An 18,272-nucleotide genomic window follows, 5' to 3' on the forward strand; every position below is an offset into this window, starting at 1 on the left:
GCACACGACTTTTAATCGTGTTGTCACTGGTTCGAGCCCAGTATGACGCACCATTATGGGGTGTCGCCAAGCGGTAAGGCAACGGACTTTGACTCCGTCATGCGTTGGTTCGAATCCAGCCACCCCAGCCATTGCCTAGATAGCTCAGTTGGCTAGAGCACTCGGTTCATACCCGAGCGGTCGAAGGTTCGAATCCTTTTCTAGGCACCATTTAAATAATTTAAGCATAGTATTTAGCTATGCTTTTTTTTTATATTGTAATATACTTTGGGATAGAAAAAATGATATAATGATTGATTATAAAAGAAGAGGGGTAGTAATGAAAGAGGAGATTTTTAAATATTTAAAACTTATGGTTGGATTGATGCTTTGTGCTTTGGGAGTTGTGACAATTTTAAACTCAAATCTAGGATTGTCTCCTTGGGATGTTTTAAATCAAGGGTTAAATGGGGTTTTAGGAGTGACTTTAGGAGAGGCTAATTTATTGGTTGGCGGATTTGTTGTATTTTTTAGTATTTTTTTAAAACAACCAATAGGAAGTGGAACGATTTTAAATTTTTTAACAGTAGGAATTTTTATAGATTTTTATATGTATTTAGATTTTATTCCAAAAGGTGATATTCTTATAAAGAAGATTGTTATATTAGTAGTTGGGATAGGAGTATTTAGTTATGGGTGTTATCTCTATATCTCTACAGGATTAGGATGTGGTCCTAGAGATGGATTGATGGTTGTTTTAACGAAGAGAATGAAATATCCTTTGTGGAAAATTAAAACATGTATAGAGATTGTAGCTCTTAGTTTAGGGTATCTTTTGGGAGGAACAGTGGGGGTGGGGACAATTATATCGTCTCTTTGCGTTGGACCTTTAATACAATTTTTCTTTAAGTTGAATAATCAGGATATAAAAACATTAGAGCATAGAAGTGTTTTAAGTGAAATAAAGCTGATGAAAAATAAGATATTAAAATAAAAAATGGAAAACACTAGTGTTTTCCATTTTTTATTTTACCTATTTGAACAGTGAATATAGATACACAGAATAGATTGCTAAAAAAAAGAATCCATGCCATCTGTTAAGCGTTTGTTTTCTTATAACAAAGATTAAAAGTAGTAATGCAGCAACAATATTTAAAATCAAATCAATATTAGAGCTTGCAGGAATTTTAATTGGGGTGATAGCGACAGAAATTCCTAAAATAAATAGTGTATTGAAGATATTAGAACCCACAACATTTCCTATAGCTATGTCTGTATTTTTCTTAAAAGCTGCAACAACAGATGTGGCAAGCTCAGGTAAAGATGTACCTAATGAAACAACTGTAACAGAGATGATTCTTTCAGAAATACCAAAATTTCGAGCAATCTCAACAGCAGAATCGACAATGAATTTTCCTCCAAATACTAGCAGTGCGAAGCCAGATAGAGTAACAAAACAGGCAATAGGAATTGTGTAATTTTTAACTTCCAACTCGCTCTCTTCACGATTATTAACAGTGAGATACGCATTGTACATTAAAAAGAGTATGAAGAAAAATAATAAAATCCCACCATCAAATCTGTTAATAATATTTTCAGTTCCTCCTAAAAATCTTTTGTCATTTGCTAAAATAAATGTAATAACAGCTGAAAAAAGAGCGATAGGAATTTCATATCTGATTGTATTTCTGGAAACAGCTAATGGATAAATTAAAGCTGTAATTCCTAAAATAACAAGTATATTTATAATGTTACTTCCAATAACATTACCTAAAGTTATTGCAGAATGGCCATCTAAAGCTGAAATTACATTGACAACTAGCTCTGGAGCAGATGTTCCAAAAGCAACAATAGTTAAACCTATAACAATATTGGGAATGTTAAATTTTTTTGCGATAACAGAAGCTCCATCCACTAAAAAATTAGCTCCAAAAACCAGAAATACGATACCTATAATTAAAATAAAAAAAGAAATCATAAAAACCTCCTCTAGATTATACTAAACTTTTAATCCATTTATAAGACTTAACTCTAGGATAAGTAATGGCACATTTAACCAACTCTTCTAAACAAATTATAAAGTATAAGGTTGTAATTGAAAGACCAGGAACAAAATAGATTGCAGCAAAAGCCATAGGGACTCCAATAACCCAAATACCAATCATCTCTGTTGCGATGGCGTAAACAACATCTCCGCCACCTCTTAAGGTCCCGATAACTTGTATAATTGCGTAGAATCTAGCTGGAATAAAGACAGCCATTATTTTTAATACAATGATAACATTTTTAGTTGTTTCCGGCGTGATTTTGAAAACTCCAACAACCAAAGGTGAAAGAAAATAAAATAATACACCTATAATTATTCCGAGTAAAACTCCAAATTGTGATATTTTTATAGATAAGAAATGAGCTTCTTGAGTTTTACCTTCTCCAATTTTATTTCCAATAATTATAGCTGAAGCAACACCGATACCAATACCAAAAATGTTGAACATATTGTTGACTGTAATTGCAATTTGCATTGTTGCTGTTGCATTAACACCAAGTTTAGCATAAGCTATAGAGTATGTAGAAATTCCTAAAATCCACATAATATCGTTGAAAATAACAGGGGATGCAATTTTAAAAAACTCTCTAAATTTATTGAGTGTCAGCGTTTTTAGACTTACAAATTTAGTAGCTATAATATTATCAAATTTATAAATCATAAATAAGACAAAAGATAACTCCATAACTCTTGAGATTGTAGTACCTAGAGCAGCTCCAGAAACACCCATTTGTGGAAATCCAAATTTACCAAAAATAAGTAAGTAGTTTAAAATACCGTTAAAAATAATACCAACAATACTTCCGTACATAGGAATTTTTGTTTGGGCAGTACTTCTAAGAGCCATTGAGTAAGCTAATGTTATAGATGAAATTATATAACTGACTGAGACAATTTTCAAGTAACTGACTCCTAGGGCTGTAACATTAGCGTCTTTCAAGAAGATATGAATGATATTTTCAGGAAAAATAAATGCTATTGCAGCAAAGAATACAGAAACTACTGTGGAAATAAGTAAAGATAAATCTAAAAACTCATGAATTTTTTTTACATCTCTTTTTCCCCATAGTTGCGACATAAAAATAGATGCTCCCATTCCAATACCTGCTACAGAATAGAAGAAAATCATGTAAAATTGGTTTGAAAGTCCCACTGCGGCAATTTCATTTTCACCTAATTTTCCAACCATGACATTGTCAAGTAGGTTAAGTGAGGCAGTTATTAAACTTTGTAAAATAATAGGGATGGCTAAAGACATCAACATCTTTATAAAACTTTTTTCGAACTTGAATTTTTGTAACATAGAACACTCCTTTGATAAGAAAAAAGCAGATGGGTTATAAGCTGCCCATCTGCTTTTTTTATTTTGTTTAATTATTTTTTCTTTTTATTTTTAGTTTTTTTTATGTCTTTTTTCTTTCGGTCAGGAGTAATTTTTTTATTTTTTTTCTCCTCAGTATATTCAATATATGATTTTATATGACTATATTTGTCGATTAAAGCGGGGTTTTTCGCAACGGAAAATCCGAACTGTCCTATAGGTTTTTTAGACATTGGAAAGTATTCTCCATGACAATAATTTATAAGATTTGCCCATTCGAAATGGATTTTTCCATTATCATCAATAATTTTTTTATCTATATGTGAACCAGCAACTTCTGCAAGAAAAAGATCATGTGTCCCAAGAGGTATGATTTGTGTAACTTTACATTCAATATTAACTGGACACTCTTCAATATACGGAGAGTTGATATGATGGCCCGGTTTAGATGTTAGTTTTAGATGTTTGATTTTATCGATGTCTCTTCCTGATACAACACCACAGTAGTCTGTTTCTCTAACTTGAAAACTATTTGGAAGATTAACTGTAAACTCCATAGTTTCTTTTATATATTCATATGATAATCTTTCTGGTCTGATTGCTATTGAGAGCATAGGAGGGTTTGTACAGATAGTTCCTGTCCATGCTACAGTAAAGGCATTTTCTTTGCCCTCTTTATTTTTAGATGTAATTATAACAGCAGGAACTGGGTTTAAAAAAACACTTCCTTTAAATAGTTCTTTACTCATAACTCAACTCCTTAAAAGTAGATAGATGCGTTATTAAAAAAAATGCATCTTCCTTATATTATACATGATATATTATTTTATGTCTAGGTCTATGAATCGATTTAAGTGAGCGGAATAAACTTTTTGGTCCAAAATTTTACTTTTAAAACTTAAAAATAGATAAAAAAAAGAATCTCTTTAAAATTTATGAATATTATTGTATACTAATCTATATTTTTAAAGAAAAACAGACATATTATGATGTCGAAAAGGAGAACGCTATGAAGAAGTATTTGATATTATCTGTATTATCAGTTGTACTTTTAACAGGATGCTCTAATGTTGGTTCTAACACAATAGGTTCTACTACTGTTGGAGCAGGAACGGGTGCATTATTAGGACAAGTTATTGGTGGAGATAGTAAAGCTACATTACTAGGAGCTGGAATAGGAGCTGCTGCTGGAGCTTTGGTGGGATCAGTTCAAGACCAAACTCAAACTATTAAAGATAACAACTATAATAACTCAAGACCATATAATCAACCACAGTATTATAATCAACCACAACAATACAATCAACCACAATATAATTCAGGATATAACTACAATACAGGTTATTAATAGTAAAAGCAGAGATTTGTACAGTCTCTGCTTTTTTCTATATATACCTATATAAAAATTTTGAAAAAGATTGACTTGTGTACTATCATTATGTATAATCATAATAAATATGTATATTATTTATGGTTCAAATGTGATTAAAAGGAAAGATGAGTGCAATTCTCACACGGTCCCGCCACTGTAAAGATGACGAAATTAGACGATGCCACTGTATTTGTATATGGGAAGGCCTAAAAGTAGGATGATTCTAAGTCAGGATATCTGCCACAAATATTAACGAATATAAAATCTGCGGTGAACAGATTTCTATTTAGATTTGTTTAAAATCATTTCTAATTTCAATTTTCTATTCATTTTTGCACTTTTTATATTTCCACTAAATTTAAGCTAGGAGAAATAAAAATGAAACATAAGAACATAATGGTTGTTGGAACATCTTCGGGAGCAGGGAAGAGCATAACAGTAACAGGTTTATGTAGGGCTTTTTTTAAGGATGGGTACAGTGTAGCTCCTTTTAAATCACAGAATATGGCATTGAACTCTTACATAACAAAAGATGGGCATGAGATGGGAAGAGCCCAAGCTTTACAAGCTATGGCTTGTGAGATTGAAGCTCACTACTCTATGAACCCAATTTTATTAAAACCTACAGGAGATAGAAGAATACAGGTTATACTAAATGGAAAATCTGTGGGTAATATGGGAGGCTTCGAATATGGTGAATATAAGGAGAGTTTAAAAAAAGATATATTAAAAGCATACGAAGGAATAAAAAAAGACTATGATATCTGTGTTATTGAAGGAGCTGGAAGTCCAGTAGAATTAAATATGAAACATGATGATATTGTAAATATGGGATTGGCTGAGATGGTAAATGCGCCAGTTATCCTAGTTGCTGATATAGATAGAGGAGGAGTTTTTGCTTCGATTTATGGGACAATAGAGCTGATGGAACCTCATGAAAAACAGCGTGTCAAAGGGGTTGTCATAAATAAGTTTCGAGGAAACGTTGATATATTAAGGCCAGGTCTTAAAAAGATAGAAGAATTGACGGGAGTTCCAATTTTAGGAGTGATGCCATACTTTGAACTAGACATAGAGGATGAGGATGGAGTAACTGAAAAGTTTAATAAAATAAAAGATAAAAAGGGACAAATAAATATATCTGTCATAAAATTAAAGCATATATCTAATTTTACGGACATTGATGCTTTGATGGTAAATAAGGATGTAAATATAAATTATGTGACATCATTTCACGAGATTGGAGATGAAGATTTAATTATAATTCCTGGATCGAAAAATACTATAGATGATTTAAAAGATATAAAAGAAAAGGGTATAGCTCAAGAAATAATAAAAGCCTCAAGAAAAGGCACTCCTATTATAGGTGTGTGTGGTGGCTTCCAAATCTTGGGTCAAAGAGTTCTTGATCCTTATGGAATAGAAGGAGATATAAAAGAGTTACCAGGATTGGGGTTACTAGATATGGAAACTGTTATGGAGAGAGAAAAATTAACTAAACAATACTCTGGGACATTGTTAGGAAAAGCAGGTTTGCTTGAAGGTTTAGGGGATGTATCTATAAATGGTTATGAAATACATCAAGGTGTTACCACTGGAAATGAAGTTTCAGTGACAGAAGATGGAAGATTTGTAGCGGTAGTAAAGGATAATATAATGGGAACTTATCTTCATGGAATATTTGATAATCTTGAATTTACAGATTTTATTTTAAATAAAATTAGAGAAAAGAAGGGATTAGAAGCGAAGAATAGTGAGGTAAGTTTTGATGAATATAGATTACAGGAACTCGATAAACTTGAGCAAATATTGAGAGAAAATGTGGATATGAAAGCTATTTATAAAATTTTGGAGGAAAATTAAATGAGTTTTATTCTAAAAGTTTGGGTAGCGTATATTTTGGATTTGATATTGGGAGATCCACAATGGTTTCCACATCCTGTAAGAGTAATTGGAAAATATATAAACTTTTTAGAAAAACTTTTTTATAAGAGAGAGAATAAAATTTTTTTTGGTGGAGTTTTAGCAGTGATTGTTATTTTAACAACGGGGATAGTATCCTATTACCTTGCTAAAACATCAAAATATTTAGAGATATTTTTTCTTTATACAACACTAGCTACTAATAGCTTGGGTTCAGAAGGGATAAAAGTTTACAATATATTGAAAAGTGGCGATTTAAAAAAAGCACAAAAAGAACTGTCATATCTTGTGAGTAGAGATACTGGGGAGATGGATGAGATTCAAGTTGTAAGAAGTACTATGGAAACTATTGCAGAAAATAGTGTGGATGGGATTATAGCCCCAATGTTTTATGCGTTTGTAGGAAGTTTAATCAGTATAGGTGGAATTAGTCTAGCATTACCATTTGCAATGGGCTATAAGGCTGTCAATACATTAGATTCAATGGTAGGATATAAAAATGAAAAATATATTGATTTTGGTATGGTTTCAGCAAAAATTGATGATTTCTTTAATCTTGTACCAGCTAGAATATCCGGATTTTTAATAATACCTATAGCGACATTAATTTTGGGGATGGGATTTAAAAATCCTTTTAAAATTTGTTTAAGAGACAGAAAAAATCATGCAAGTCCTAATTCTGGGCACCCAGAATCCGCTTTTGCAGGAGCCATTGGAGTTCAATTTGGTGGAAAAACAAAATATTTTGGTAAATATTTTGATAAGCCCACGATAGGAGATAAAATTAAAGAGTTTGAAGCAGAGGATATAAAAAAATCGTATAAAATTATGTTTACAACATCTTTAGTAGGGATAATTTTATTTTCAGGTTTAATTCAAATCATATAGGAAGTGAAGAGATGGATTTACATGGAGGAAATATTTATAAATTAAAAAGAGAAAAAGGGATTGAAGTTTTGGATTATAGTTCAAATATAAATCCATTAGGAGTTCCAGAGAGTTTTAAAGATGCAGTTATAAAAAATTTTGATTCTTTAGAAAGATATCCAGATATAGATTATACAGAATTGAGACAAGCAATTGCAAAATATAATGATTGTTCAATTGAAAATATAGTGGTAGGCAACGGAGCAACAGAGGTTTTATTTCTTTATATGAAAGCTATTGCGGCTAAAAAAGTATTGATAATAGCGCCAACTTTTGCTGAATATGAAAGAGCAGCAAAATCGGCAGGAAGAGATGTGAAATTTTTTCCTTTGAGTAAAGACTTTTCTTTGAACGAAAATTTATTGCTTGATTTTATAACAGATGAAGAGGTTGTAGTAATTTGTAATCCGAATAATCCTACAGGAAAGTTTCAAAAATTAGAAAAAATAGAGAAAATAGCGAATGCTTTGGAAAAAAAGGGAAAAAAATTATTTATAGATGAAGCTTTTGTTGAATTTGTAGATGGTTGGGAAGAAAAGACAGCAGCCCTCCTTAAACATAAAAATATTTTTATATTGAGAGCGTTAACTAAATTTTTTGCTCTTCCAGGAGTAAGACTAGGTTATGGAATAACTTTAGATTTAGAACTTTTAGAAAAAATAAAAGAGATTAGAGAACCTTGGAGTGTAAACGGTGTAGCAGAAATTGCAGGAAAAACAATGCTGTTGGATAAAAAATATATAAGAGAAACAGAAGAGTGGATAAAAGAGGAAAAAATTTGGTTTTATCAAGAACTTTTAAAGTTAGATAAAGTGGAGGTTAGCCCTACAGAAACAAATTTTATACTTGTAAAATTATTGGAAGATAATGCTAAAAGTTTTAGAAAAAAAATGATAGAAGCGGGTGTTCTAGTTAGGGATGCTTCCAATTTTATGTTTTTGGATGAGAGCTATATAAGGCTTGCAATAAAAGATAGGGATAAAAACCAAAAGGTTTTAGATGCTTTAAAAAAGGTGATGGAGGCATGAAAGGATTTGTTTTAGCAGGAACAAGGAGTGGGATAGGGAAAACAACTATTTCAATGGGATTGATGTCAGCTTTTGAAGATGTTTCACCTTTTAAAGTAGGGCCGGATTATATAGATCCAAGTTTTCATAAATTTGTAACAGGAAATAAAAGTTATAACCTAGACCTTTTTTTGATGGGAAAAGAGGGTGTAGAATATAGCTTCTATAAACATTCTAAACAAATATCTATTGTCGAGGGTGTTATGGGATTATATGATGGCTTGGGAAATGATTTAGATAATTTTAGTACAGCTCATCTTTCAAGGGTTCTTAATCTTCCTGTTATATTAGTAGTAGATTCTGGAGGGAAGAGTACAAGTATAGCCGCAGAGATTTTAGGGTATAAGTTATTAGATCCAAAGGTAAATATTGCAGGGGTTATTATAAATAAAGTGAATAGTGAGAAGCTTTATTTTATGTTAAAAGAAGCTATAGAAAAGTATACCGGAATTCCTTGTGTGGGTTATTTAAAAAATGATGAAAAATTAGCAATAAGTAGCAGACATTTAGGACTTTTACAAGCTGAAGAGATAGAAGATTTAGAAGAAAAAAAATCAATTTTAAAAGAAGAGATAAAAAGAACAATAGATTTAAAACAAATATTTGAAATTGCTACAAATATCTCTTTAAAGAAAGAGCAAGATCTATTTAGTGAGTTTGAAAATAAATATAGAGGTTTAAAGGTAGGAATAGCAAAAGATTCGGCATTTTCATTTTATTATGAGGATAATATAGAGTTACTTCAAAAGATGGGGATTGAAATTTTAGAATTTTCACCTATCAAAGATAAAAAAGTTCCAGATGTAGATTTATTGTATTTTGGTGGAGGATATCCTGAAAATTATTTATCAGAACTTTCAGAAAATATATTATTTATAGATTCTTTAAAATCTTACCATGAAAAAGGTGGGTTTATATATGGAGAATGTGGTGGATTTATGTACTTAAGTTCCGCTATAAAAGACCTATCAGAACAAAGATACACAATGGCAAATATTTTAGATTGTGATGTTAAAATGACAGGAAAACTTTTTATAAAAAGATTTGGTTATGTGGATGTAGAGTGGGGCGACTTGAAAGGCAAAGCTCATGAATTCCACTATTCGACAATAGATAATCAAGGTTTAGATGAAAGAGTTTTTAGGGTAATAAAACAAGATGGAAGAGAATGGATGTGTGGATATAAAAATAAAAATTTAATAGCTGGTTATCCTCATATACACTTTTTTAAAAGTTTAGACATAATTTTAGAAATATTAGAAGGAGTAAGAAGATGTCATACATAAAAAGACCACAAGATATAGAAATAAGAAGTTTTGAAATTATAGAGGAAGAGATGGGAGAAAAAGCATATGAATTTTCAGCAGAACATCTTCCAGTTGTAAAAAGGGTAATACACACCACAGCAGATTTTGAATATGCAGATCTATTGGAATTTTCGGAGGATGCTGTAAAATCTTGTATAAAGGCTTTGAAAGAGGGCGGTAAAATCTATTGTGATACAAATATGATTTCTAATGGACTTAGTAAAATTACACTAAATAAATTTGGATATTCTTCATATTCGTTAGTTTCGGATAAAGATGTTGCAGTAGAAGCCAAAGAAAGAGGAGTGACTAGATCTATAGTAGGAATAGAACATGCAGCAAAAGACCCGGATACAAAAATATATTTGATTGGGAATGCCCCCACAGCTCTGTTTAGATTAAAGGAGCTTATAGATTCAGGGGAGGTTCCAAAACCGGCTTTAATAGTTGGAGTTCCGGTGGGATTTGTTGGAGCTGCAGAGTCTAAAGAGATTTTACCGGGGAGTGGAATTCCATATATAATAGTAAAAGGGAGAAAAGGAGGAAGTCCAGTAGCCGTTTCAATATTACATGGAATTTTATATCAAATATATAAGAGAGAAGGATTCTAATATGGATAAAGAACTAAGATCTGGTTATACAACTGGAACTTGTGCTAGTGTGGCTGCATATGTTGCTCTTAGTTTATTGCTTGGTAGAGAAGTAGAGAATGAAATTGAAATTGTAACTCTAAATGGAATAACTTTGAAAGTGCCAGTGCATTCTAAAAAACTTGGTAATGGTTGGGCAAGAGCGGTTGTTTTAAAGGATGCGGGAGATGATCCAGATGTTACTAATGGTATAGAGATATGTGCTAAGGTGAGAATTGTTAAGGGTCTACCAGATATAAAAAAAGCTCATAGACATTCAAATATACTTATATTGGGTGGAAGAGGTGTTGGATTAGTAACTAAGAAAGGGTTAAAAGTTGAACCAGGAAAGTCGGCTATAAATCCAGGACCTCAAGAGATGATTGTAAAAGCGCTAAAAACAATATTAGATGAAAATACATATGTAGTTGTTACTGTGTATGTGCCCAAAGGAAGAGAAAAAGCTTTAAAGACATTCAATGCAAAGTTGGGGATACTGGGCGGAATATCGATTTTAGGTTCAACAGGAATAGTAAAACCTATGAGTGAAGATGCTCTAACAAAATCAATGTTTGCAGAATTAAAGGTATTGAAAGAGAATAGCTCAAGAGATTGGGTGATATTTGCTTTTGGAAATCATGGAAAACAGTTTTGTATGGATAATAACATTGATATTGAGCATATGGTCGTAACTAGTAATTATATAGGATTTATGATAGATTCAGCAGTGAAATTGGGGTTTAAGAAGGTGCTGTTGATTGGTCATATAGGTAAAGCTATAAAAATAGCTGGTGGAATATTTAATACTCATAGTAGAGTAGCAGATGGGAGACTTGAAATTTTAGCTGCAAATGCAGTTTTAGTTGATGAACCAAGAGAAAATATACTGAAAATATTAAAATCTAACACAGCTGAAGAAGCTTGTGAATATGTCAGTAGAAAAGATGAGCTATTTAATTTATTGTCAAATAAAGTAGCAAGCAGATGCAAAGAATTTTCAAGAGATGAGATTCGATTTGAAAATATGATGTTTAACTATAGAGGAGAAAGTTTGGGAAGTAGTGATGGATTCTATAGTATGATAGAGGAGTTAAGAAGTGAAGAATAGAGAGATAAAGGTGATAGGGTTAGGCCCTGGAAACCTAGACTATATAACAGGAGCTGGGATAAAAGCAATTCAAGATTCAGAGATTATTATCGGTGGAAAAAGACAATTAGAGGAGATAGAAACTCTTTTAAAAAATCAAGAGCAATACACACTTGGAAAACTTCAGTTGATGAAAGAATTTGTTTTAGAAAATCTAGATAAAAAGATTGCGTTTATAGTTTCTGGTGATACTGGATACTACAGCCTACTAACATATTTAAAAAATAATTTTATGGACATAAAATTTGGTGTTGTACCAGGAATATCTTCATTTCAGTATCTTTTTTCAAAAATAGAGATGACATGGGAATATTTTTCACCGCATAGCGTTCATGGAAGAGAATTTGATTATATAAAAGCTCTTGAAAATAGTAAAAATGGGGTTATACTTTTAACAGATAGTATTAATAATCCTATTGAAATATCAAAAGTACTTTTAAAAAATGGGATTGAGAATATAGAGGTTATTGTAGGAGAGAGATTATCCTATGAAGATGAGTGTATAACAAGATTTGATGTAAAAGATTATGAGCGGTACGATAGAGAGTACCTTATGAATGTGACAATTTTAAGAAAGATATAGGTGTTTATATGGGACATATTTATGACAAGGATTTTATTCAAAAAGAATTACCTATGACTAAACAAGAGATAAGAGCAATATCTATAGCTAAATTACAGCTAAAAGATGACTCTATCCTTATTGATGTGGGTGCAGGAACAGGAACTATAGGAATTGAAGGTGCTACATACCTTAGAAATGGTATGGTTTATTCCGTTGAAAAAGAGGAGAAAGGCATTGAAACTCTTAAAGAAAATATTAAAAGATTTAGACTAGAAAATATAAAGGTTATTGTAGGAAGAGCACCAGAAGCAATTCCAGAAATAAATTATGATAGGATGTTTATCGGAGGATCAACCGGATCGATGAGAAGCATTTTAGATCATTTTAAAAAATATGCTAAAGAAGATGCAAGAATTGTTATAAATGCTATAACATTGGAAACTTTAGCAGATGCTACAAAGTTATTAAAAGAGTTAAATTTTAAAAATATAGAAGTTGTAAATGTTGTTGTATCTAGAGGGAAAAATATCGGACCATACACAATGATGTATGGAGAAAATCCAATTTATATAATAACAGCAGATAAGGAGGAAATAAAGTAATGTCAACAGCAAGATTTTATGGAATAGGAGTAGGGGTTGGAGATCCCGATATGCTAACATTAAAGGCTATAAAAGCATTTAAGGAGTTAGATGTGGTTGTTTTACCTGAAGCTAAAAAAGCTGAGGGGAGTACAGCTTATGAAATAGCAAAAGAGTATTTGAAAGAGGGAGCAGAAACTTTATTTGTTGAGTTTCCAATGCTAAAAAGTGTTGAAGCTAGAAAAGAATTTAGACAAAAGAATGCGGAAGAGATTATTGCGCATTTAAACGCAGGTAAGAAAGTTGGATTTTTAACAATAGGGGATCCGATGACTTATAGTACTTATGTTTATATATTAGAATATTTAGATGGGAAAATTCCAGTGGAAACTGTGCCGGGAATATCATCTTTTTCAGATATGTCATCAAGATTTAATCTGCCTCTAGTTATGGGAGAGGAATCTTTAAAGGTTGTTTCTTTAAATGGAGATACAGATATAGTTGGAGAGATTAATTCAGCAGATAATATTGTATTTATGAAAGTATCTAGAAATTTTAATAAATTAAGAGCTGGATTAGAGGCGACAGGAAATTTAGAAAATGTAATAATGGTTTCAAACTGTGGAAAAGATATACAAGAAATAAATTTCGATTTAACAAAAAAAGAAGAGGAAACTATTCCTTACTTCACAACTTTAATATTAAAAAAAGGTGGTATCAATCAATGGAAAAAGTTTATTTCATAGGAGCAGGACCTGGGGATCCTGAATTAATAACAGTAAAAGGGCAAAGACTTGTAAAAGAGGCAGATGTAATAGTATATGCAGGGTCTTTAGTGCCAAGACAAGTAATAGAGTGCCATAAAGAGGGAGCTGAGATTCATAACTCTGCTTCGATGACCTTAGAAGAGGTTATAGATGTAATGGTTGCAGGGATAAAAGCGGGAAAGAAAGTAGCTAGAGTTCACACAGGAGATCCAGCTATATTTGGGGCTCATAGAGAACAGATGGATATGTTAGATGAGTACGAAATTGAGTATGAAGTTGTACCTGGAGTAAGTTCATTCTTAGCATCCGCAGCAGCAGTAAAAAAAGAGTTTACATTACCAAGTATATCTCAAACAGTTATCTGTACGAGAATGGAGGGAAGAACTCCTGTTCCAGAAAAAGAGAGTTTGGAGTCTCTTGCTTCTCATAGAGCTTCAATGGCAATATTTTTATCTGTTCATATGATTGGGGATGTTGTGAAAAAATTAGGAGTACATTATCCAATGACAACTCCTATTGCTATTGTTCAAAGAGCAACTTGGGAGGATCAAAAGATTGTTCTAGGAACTTTAGAGACAATTGAAGAAAAGGTAAAAGAAGCTAATATAACAAAAACAGCTCAAATTCTAGTAGGGGATTTTTTAGGAGATGAGTACGAAAAGTCATTGTTATATGATAAGCACTTTACACATGAATATAGAAAAGGAATCTAAAATGAAACTGGCTATATGGAGTGTAACAAGAGGAGCCGGATTTATTGGAGTTGGAATTTCAAAAAAAATTCCAAACTCCACCCTTTTCACGCTGAATAAATTTAATATAGATGAAAGTATTCAAATGGAAAACTTTACAGAAACTTTAAATGAAAAATTTCATGAATTTGATGGACATATATTTATAATGGCAACAGGAATTGTAGTTAGAAAAATATCTGAATTGATTGTTTCTAAAGATACAGATCCTGCAGTTGTTGTAATAGATGAAGGATTAAATTTTGCAATATCTCTTTTATCAGGACATTTAGGTGGTGCAAATGAACTTGTAGAACACCTAGGAGGTCGTTTAGGAGTGGTACCTATAGTTACAACGAGCTCAGATATAACAGGAAAAATAGCAGTTGATACTCTATCTCAAAAATTAAAATGTCAATTAGAATCGCTTGAGAAAGCCAAAAATATAACAGCTTTAATAGTGGATGGGAAGGATATAGAGTTGCATTTACCCAGAAATATATGCTCAGAGGGATGTAGTGAAGGAGTTATAGTTGTTTCAAATCGTGAGAAAGTAGAAATGATACAGTTATACCCTCAAAATATTATAGTAGGTATAGGTGCTAGAAGAGGTATCGAAAAAGAGATTATCTTTGATTTTTTAAAAGAAATATTTAATAAAAATAATCTTTCCTTAAAAAGCATTAAACATTTTGCTACAGTAGATTTAAAAGCTGATGAAGTTGGAATTTTAGAGGTAGTAAAAGAGTTGGGTAAAGAGTTAAAAATTGTTTCTCGAAGTGAAATTTTAGAGGTTGAAAATTTATTTGAAGGATCAGATTTTGTAAAAAAAGAGATAGGAGTTAGAGCGGTATCAGAACCATGTGCTTTTTTAACTTCTTCAAAAGATGGTAAGTTTTTAGAAATGAAAGCAAAATATAAGGGTGTAACCCTTTCAATTTATGAGGAGAGATTTATATATGAAAAAAGGTAAGATATACGTAGTAGGAATTGGACCAGGAAACATGCAAGATATCACTGTAAGAGCATATAACACTTTAAAAAATGTGGATGTTATCGCGGGATATATAACATATATTGATTTAGTAAGGGATGAATTTTCAGAGAAAGAGTTCTATGTTTCTGGAATGAAAAAAGAAGTAGCGAGATGTGAGCAGGTTTTAGAAATTGCAAAATCTGGTAAAGATGTTGCTCTTATAAGTAGTGGAGATGCTGGAATATATGGTATGGCTGGAATAATGATAGAGGTTGCACAAAAAGAAGGATATGACGTTGAAGTTATTCCTGGAGTTACTTCATCAGTTGCAGGAGCCGCTATCGTGGGGGCACCACTTATGCACGATCATGCTACGATAAGTTTAAGTGATCTTTTAACTGACTGGGATGTAATAACAAAAAGAATAGATAAGGCAGCTGAAGGGGACTTCATAATATCTCTTTATAATCCTAAAAGTAAAGGAAGAACAACTCAAATAGTAGAGGCTAGAGAATTAATGTTAAAACATAAAGCGGAAAAAACACCAGTAGCTCTATTAAGACATGTAGGAAGAGAGGAAGAGAATTATACTCTAACAAATTTAGGTGAATTTTTAAATCATGATATAGATATGTTTACTGTAGTTGTAGTAGGAAATTCTAAAACATACATTTCAAATGATAGAATGATAACTCCAAGAGGATATCATATATGATTTGGGTTATAGGTGGAACAAAGGACTCTAGAGATTTTATAGAGTCCTTTCCTTTTAAAGAAAAACTGATAGTTACTACTGCAACAGAGTATGGTGGTAAATTATTGGAGGGGTTTAAAGAGTTAAAAGTTTTTTGTAAAAGAATGGACCAGAAAGAGATGGTTGAATTTATAAAAGAGATGAAAATAGAAAAAATAGTAGACTTATCTCATCCCTATGCTATAGAGGTTTCTAGAAATGCAATTGAATGTTCTGAAACTTTGGAATTGGAGTATATAAGATTTGAAAGAGAAAATCTCTTTCATGAAAATGGGATTTTAGAATTTAAAGAGGTTAATTCTTTAGTGAAGTATATTGAAGAACTTGATGGAAATATATTTGTGACGTTGGGAAGCAATAATATTGAAAAATTTAAAGGATTAAAAAATTTACAAAAGATATATTTTAGAATTTTACCAAAATGGGATATGATAAAAAAGGTAGAAGATATAGGAGTTTTGCCAAAAAATATAGTTGCAATGCAGGGGCCATTTAGTAAAGAATTAAATATTGCAATGATGAGGCAACTGGATATAAAATATATGATAAGTAAAAAAGGTGGGAATACTGGAGGAGAAAAAGAAAAGCTAGATGCCACGTTAGAAGTAGGAGCTAAATCTATTTTATTATCTAGACCAGAGATAGAATACCCCCTAGAATTCTCAAATCTGTTGGAACTTTTAAAATATATGAAATGAATATATAGGAGTAAATTTTATTTATAAGACAGTAATGATATTTATATGTACAATAAATAATTAAATAGTATAAAAAATATGTTAAATGTAATCTTGCAAAACATTTATTTTTAATATACTTACTATTCACCCCATATATAGTTGAACTATTCATTATTTATATAATGTCATTGACATTTTATATGAAAAGAGGTATATTTACTCTATAAGAAATATATGGAGGAAGATATAGATGAACAAGAAAATTGTATATGTTATTTTAGGAATGGCTGTAGCTATTAATATATATGCAAAGGGTTTAAAGAGTGATACAACTGAGGATAGACAATTTTCTTTGAAGAGATCTACAATTGCAAAAACAACAGAGATTTTTAATTATTTAAATAAAAGTTCAGAGTTAAAACCTATTACTGAAGAAGGACTTTCAGATGTAAGTAATCAAAATGTGAATTTTGTAATAAACAAAATGAGATAAACTATTTTAGATAAAGTGTGATGATGAAATAAAAAAAGACTGAGTAGACGCAGTCTTTTTTTATTTTATAACTATCTATCGGGTTTGTAATTTATTGGAGAACTCTTGAAAAATAGATTCGCTTTTCTGGCTTCTTTCTCGACTCCTAAGAGCTCTTCTGCAATATGTGTCATATTTCTTAAAATATGAGGTTCAAAAACATTTTCAACAATAATCCCCTCTTTATTTTTTAAATCAATATAATTTTTCCAAAGATATTTTTTTATATTTTCTATTTCGGCAGGCTTTCTGAGAAGTGTTAAAAAGTCCTCTTTTATTTTATTAAATTCCACGTTGTCGATGGCTTCTTTTTTTAATACTTCATGAAATTTATTTTTTAGTTTGGTTGTTTCCTCTTCGTGTAGTTCATAGAGAACATATTTGATCTTATCCCAAATCTCTTTTAGAGAATCTTTTGAACAAATGTTTTGTTCCTTTACCCAAACGAAGGCAACGAGTCTTCTTTTCCAATCCCACCATCTAATAGGGCTTTGTAAATCAACAGAGCTTATTAAAAAAATGTTCCTATCTAGCAAAAGAGCTCCAAAAACTCCAGGTGGATTTCCGAGTCTTTGATTTTTTAAACTTGTTCTATAAACACCGCAAGATGGACTTCCTTCCATAAAAATATATGCATCAATATTTGCTCTTTCAAGAGTTTCCAAACAAGCATGAGCCCCACTTTTAATCACTTCAGATTTATTTTTACCCTCTTTATTTTTAATTATAGCTTTTCCTCTCCAAAAATCAAAACCATCGCCTCCAGAGAGTTTAATACTCGCTCGAGGGACACCCATTCCACTCATAATTTCAGGGCAGACAGGGGTCCAAATGAATTGCCCTCTATCTCGACCTAGACATTGAGTTAAATCAATACCTTTACCATTGTATCTAACTTTAGATCCAAATTGGCAAGCAGATATTCCTATTCTTAACTTTCGTTTTAATAAATTCTCCATATTTAAAA

Annotated in this window: 20 protein-coding genes, 2 tRNA genes and 1 riboswitch; of the genes, 18 read left to right on the forward strand and 4 right to left on the reverse strand. The window is 31.5% G+C overall.

All coding sequences use genetic code 11. The annotated features are described in order from the left end of the window. The first annotated feature begins 56 nt into the window (after window positions 1–56). The 3 genes from Q0V67_RS07125 (at window position 57) to Q0V67_RS07135 (ending at window position 973) form a co-directional block, all read left to right on the forward strand. Window positions 57–131, forward strand: a tRNA-Gln gene (locus tag Q0V67_RS07125). A gap of 2 nt (window positions 132–133) precedes the next feature. Beyond that, window positions 134–210: transfer RNA gene (locus tag Q0V67_RS07130), tRNA-Met, on the forward strand. A 109-nt stretch (window positions 211–319) separates the two neighbouring features. Continuing rightward, the gene (locus Q0V67_RS07135; protein WP_297598244.1) at window positions 320–973 is read left to right on the forward strand and encodes a hypothetical protein; all 654 of its coding nucleotides are present in this window, start codon (window positions 320–322) and stop codon (window positions 971–973) included. Window positions 974–1,012: 39 nt separating this feature from the next. On the opposite strand, the gene Q0V67_RS07140 is transcribed toward Q0V67_RS07135, so the two are convergent. From Q0V67_RS07140 to Q0V67_RS07150, 3 genes are all read right to left on the reverse strand, one after another. Beyond that, window positions 1,013–1,957, reverse strand: coding sequence for a calcium/sodium antiporter (locus tag Q0V67_RS07140; RefSeq protein ID WP_297598245.1), 945 nt, complete (start codon window positions 1,955–1,957; stop codon window positions 1,013–1,015). Window positions 1,958–1,973: 16 nt separating this feature from the next. Then, window positions 1,974–3,329, reverse strand: coding sequence for an MATE family efflux transporter (locus Q0V67_RS07145; RefSeq protein WP_297598246.1), 1,356 nt, complete (start codon window positions 3,327–3,329; stop codon window positions 1,974–1,976). 71 nt (window positions 3,330–3,400) lie between these two features. After that, entirely contained in the window at window positions 3,401–4,096 is a 696-nt protein-coding gene (locus Q0V67_RS07150) for a flavin reductase family protein (RefSeq protein ID WP_297598247.1), read from the reverse strand. A gap of 260 nt (window positions 4,097–4,356) precedes the next feature. On the opposite strand from Q0V67_RS07150, the gene Q0V67_RS07155 reads away from it, so the two are divergent. The 15 genes from Q0V67_RS07155 to Q0V67_RS07225 all read left to right on the forward strand — a co-directional run bounded on the left by Q0V67_RS07155 (window position 4,357) and on the right by Q0V67_RS07225 (window position 17,266). Further along, window positions 4,357–4,695: a YMGG-like glycine zipper-containing protein gene (locus Q0V67_RS07155; protein WP_297598248.1), complete on the forward strand. Its 339-nt coding sequence runs from the start codon at window positions 4,357–4,359 to the stop codon at window positions 4,693–4,695. Window positions 4,696–4,801: 106 nt separating this feature from the next. Continuing rightward, a riboswitch (cobalamin riboswitch) is annotated at window positions 4,802–4,979 on the forward strand. A gap of 118 nt (window positions 4,980–5,097) precedes the next feature. Next, window positions 5,098–6,582 (forward strand): cobyric acid synthase, encoded by a 1,485-nt coding sequence (locus Q0V67_RS07160; RefSeq protein WP_297598249.1) that lies wholly within the window; start codon window positions 5,098–5,100, stop codon window positions 6,580–6,582. Beyond that, window positions 6,583–7,530 carry an adenosylcobinamide-phosphate synthase CbiB gene (gene cbiB / locus Q0V67_RS07165; protein WP_297598250.1) on the forward strand — a complete coding sequence of 316 codons (948 nt, stop codon included), beginning with the start codon at window positions 6,583–6,585 and terminating at the stop codon, window positions 7,528–7,530. Between the two features lie 11 nt (window positions 7,531–7,541). Next, a complete protein-coding gene (gene cobD, locus Q0V67_RS07170) occupies window positions 7,542–8,597 on the forward strand; it encodes a threonine-phosphate decarboxylase CobD (RefSeq protein WP_297598251.1) in 1,056 nt (351 codons plus the stop codon). Further along, a complete protein-coding gene (locus tag Q0V67_RS07175; RefSeq protein WP_297598252.1) occupies window positions 8,594–9,922 on the forward strand; it encodes a cobyrinate a,c-diamide synthase in 1,329 nt (442 codons plus the stop codon). Before cobD ends, Q0V67_RS07175 begins: the two co-directional genes overlap by 4 nt. After that, on the forward strand, window positions 9,910–10,554 hold the full coding sequence (locus tag Q0V67_RS07180; protein ID WP_297598255.1) for a precorrin-8X methylmutase: 645 nt from the start codon (window positions 9,910–9,912) through the stop codon (window positions 10,552–10,554). Before Q0V67_RS07175 ends, Q0V67_RS07180 begins: the two co-directional genes overlap by 13 nt. Window position 10,555: 1 nt before the next feature. Further along, complete coding sequence (cbiD, locus tag Q0V67_RS07185; protein ID WP_297598257.1) at window positions 10,556–11,680, forward strand: cobalt-precorrin-5B (C(1))-methyltransferase CbiD; 1,125 nt, start codon at window positions 10,556–10,558, stop codon at window positions 11,678–11,680. Further along, on the forward strand, window positions 11,670–12,302 hold the full coding sequence (gene cbiE / locus Q0V67_RS07190; RefSeq protein WP_297598259.1) for a precorrin-6y C5,15-methyltransferase (decarboxylating) subunit CbiE: 633 nt from the start codon (window positions 11,670–11,672) through the stop codon (window positions 12,300–12,302). The genes cbiD and cbiE overlap by 11 nt, the downstream gene beginning before the upstream one ends. 8 nt (window positions 12,303–12,310) lie before the next feature. After that, window positions 12,311–12,886 (forward strand): precorrin-6Y C5,15-methyltransferase (decarboxylating) subunit CbiT, encoded by a 576-nt coding sequence (gene cbiT / locus Q0V67_RS07195; RefSeq protein ID WP_297598261.1) that lies wholly within the window; start codon window positions 12,311–12,313, stop codon window positions 12,884–12,886. Next, entirely contained in the window at window positions 12,886–13,611 is a 726-nt protein-coding gene (cobI, locus tag Q0V67_RS07200; RefSeq protein ID WP_297598263.1) for a precorrin-2 C(20)-methyltransferase, read from the forward strand. Before cbiT ends, cobI begins: the two co-directional genes overlap by 1 nt. Continuing rightward, the gene (cobM, locus tag Q0V67_RS07205) at window positions 13,590–14,345 is read left to right on the forward strand and encodes a precorrin-4 C(11)-methyltransferase (RefSeq protein WP_297598265.1); all 756 of its coding nucleotides are present in this window, start codon (window positions 13,590–13,592) and stop codon (window positions 14,343–14,345) included. Before cobI ends, cobM begins: the two co-directional genes overlap by 22 nt. 1 nt (window position 14,346) lies before the next feature. Beyond that, a complete protein-coding gene (gene cbiG / locus Q0V67_RS07210; protein WP_297598298.1) occupies window positions 14,347–15,336 on the forward strand; it encodes a cobalt-precorrin 5A hydrolase in 990 nt (329 codons plus the stop codon). Beyond that, window positions 15,323–16,054, forward strand: a complete 732-nt coding sequence (cobJ, locus tag Q0V67_RS07215) for a precorrin-3B C(17)-methyltransferase (RefSeq protein ID WP_297598267.1) — start codon at window positions 15,323–15,325, stop codon at window positions 16,052–16,054. The genes cbiG and cobJ overlap by 14 nt, the downstream gene beginning before the upstream one ends. Further along, window positions 16,051–16,791 carry a precorrin-6A reductase gene (gene cobK, locus Q0V67_RS07220; RefSeq protein WP_297598269.1) on the forward strand — a complete coding sequence of 247 codons (741 nt, stop codon included), beginning with the start codon at window positions 16,051–16,053 and terminating at the stop codon, window positions 16,789–16,791. The genes cobJ and cobK overlap by 4 nt, the downstream gene beginning before the upstream one ends. A 232-nt stretch (window positions 16,792–17,023) precedes the next feature. Beyond that, window positions 17,024–17,266, forward strand: a complete 243-nt coding sequence (locus Q0V67_RS07225; protein ID WP_297598270.1) for a hypothetical protein — start codon at window positions 17,024–17,026, stop codon at window positions 17,264–17,266. A gap of 71 nt (window positions 17,267–17,337) precedes the next feature. Here the strand turns inward: Q0V67_RS07225 and Q0V67_RS07230 are convergent, their stop codons facing one another. Then, the gene (locus tag Q0V67_RS07230; RefSeq protein WP_297598271.1) at window positions 17,338–18,264 is read right to left on the reverse strand and encodes a DUF523 domain-containing protein; all 927 of its coding nucleotides are present in this window, start codon (window positions 18,262–18,264) and stop codon (window positions 17,338–17,340) included. Window positions 18,265–18,272 lie beyond the last annotated feature (8 nt).

It is taken from the genome of uncultured Cetobacterium sp. (assembly GCF_947072685.1).
Lineage (GTDB): Bacteria > Fusobacteriota > Fusobacteriia > Fusobacteriales > Fusobacteriaceae > Cetobacterium_A.

What these genes read in the sequence shown, in the direction of transcription:
- Q0V67_RS07175 (WP_297598252.1), top strand. Translation starts at nt 8,594, where the DNA reads ATGAAAGGATTTGTTTTAGCAGGAACAAGGAGTGGGATAGGGAAAACA.
- Q0V67_RS07140 (WP_297598245.1), bottom strand. Translation starts at nt 1,957, where the DNA reads ATGATTTCTTTTTTTATTTTAATTATAGGTATCGTATTTCTGGTTTTT.
- Q0V67_RS07135 (WP_297598244.1), top strand. Translation starts at nt 320, where the DNA reads ATGAAAGAGGAGATTTTTAAATATTTAAAACTTATGGTTGGATTGATG.
- cobD (WP_297598251.1), top strand. Translation starts at nt 7,542, where the DNA reads ATGGATTTACATGGAGGAAATATTTATAAATTAAAAAGAGAAAAAGGG.
- Q0V67_RS07225 (WP_297598270.1), top strand. Translation starts at nt 17,024, where the DNA reads ATGAACAAGAAAATTGTATATGTTATTTTAGGAATGGCTGTAGCTATT.
- Q0V67_RS07180 (WP_297598255.1), top strand. Translation starts at nt 9,910, where the DNA reads ATGTCATACATAAAAAGACCACAAGATATAGAAATAAGAAGTTTTGAA.
- Q0V67_RS07230 (WP_297598271.1), bottom strand. Translation starts at nt 18,264, where the DNA reads ATGGAGAATTTATTAAAACGAAAGTTAAGAATAGGAATATCTGCTTGC.
- Q0V67_RS07150 (WP_297598247.1), bottom strand. Translation starts at nt 4,096, where the DNA reads ATGAGTAAAGAACTATTTAAAGGAAGTGTTTTTTTAAACCCAGTTCCT.
- Q0V67_RS07155 (WP_297598248.1), top strand. Translation starts at nt 4,357, where the DNA reads ATGAAGAAGTATTTGATATTATCTGTATTATCAGTTGTACTTTTAACA.
- cbiT (WP_297598261.1), top strand. Translation starts at nt 12,311, where the DNA reads ATGGGACATATTTATGACAAGGATTTTATTCAAAAAGAATTACCTATG.
- cbiB (WP_297598250.1), top strand. Translation starts at nt 6,583, where the DNA reads ATGAGTTTTATTCTAAAAGTTTGGGTAGCGTATATTTTGGATTTGATA.
- cobK (WP_297598269.1), top strand. Translation starts at nt 16,051, where the DNA reads ATGATTTGGGTTATAGGTGGAACAAAGGACTCTAGAGATTTTATAGAG.
- cobI (WP_297598263.1), top strand. Translation starts at nt 12,886, where the DNA reads ATGTCAACAGCAAGATTTTATGGAATAGGAGTAGGGGTTGGAGATCCC.
- Q0V67_RS07160 (WP_297598249.1), top strand. Translation starts at nt 5,098, where the DNA reads ATGAAACATAAGAACATAATGGTTGTTGGAACATCTTCGGGAGCAGGG.
- cbiG (WP_297598298.1), top strand. Translation starts at nt 14,347, where the DNA reads ATGAAACTGGCTATATGGAGTGTAACAAGAGGAGCCGGATTTATTGGA.
- cobM (WP_297598265.1), top strand. Translation starts at nt 13,590, where the DNA reads ATGGAAAAAGTTTATTTCATAGGAGCAGGACCTGGGGATCCTGAATTA.
- Q0V67_RS07145 (WP_297598246.1), bottom strand. Translation starts at nt 3,329, where the DNA reads ATGTTACAAAAATTCAAGTTCGAAAAAAGTTTTATAAAGATGTTGATG.
- cbiD (WP_297598257.1), top strand. Translation starts at nt 10,556, where the DNA reads ATGGATAAAGAACTAAGATCTGGTTATACAACTGGAACTTGTGCTAGT.
- cobJ (WP_297598267.1), top strand. Translation starts at nt 15,323, where the DNA reads ATGAAAAAAGGTAAGATATACGTAGTAGGAATTGGACCAGGAAACATG.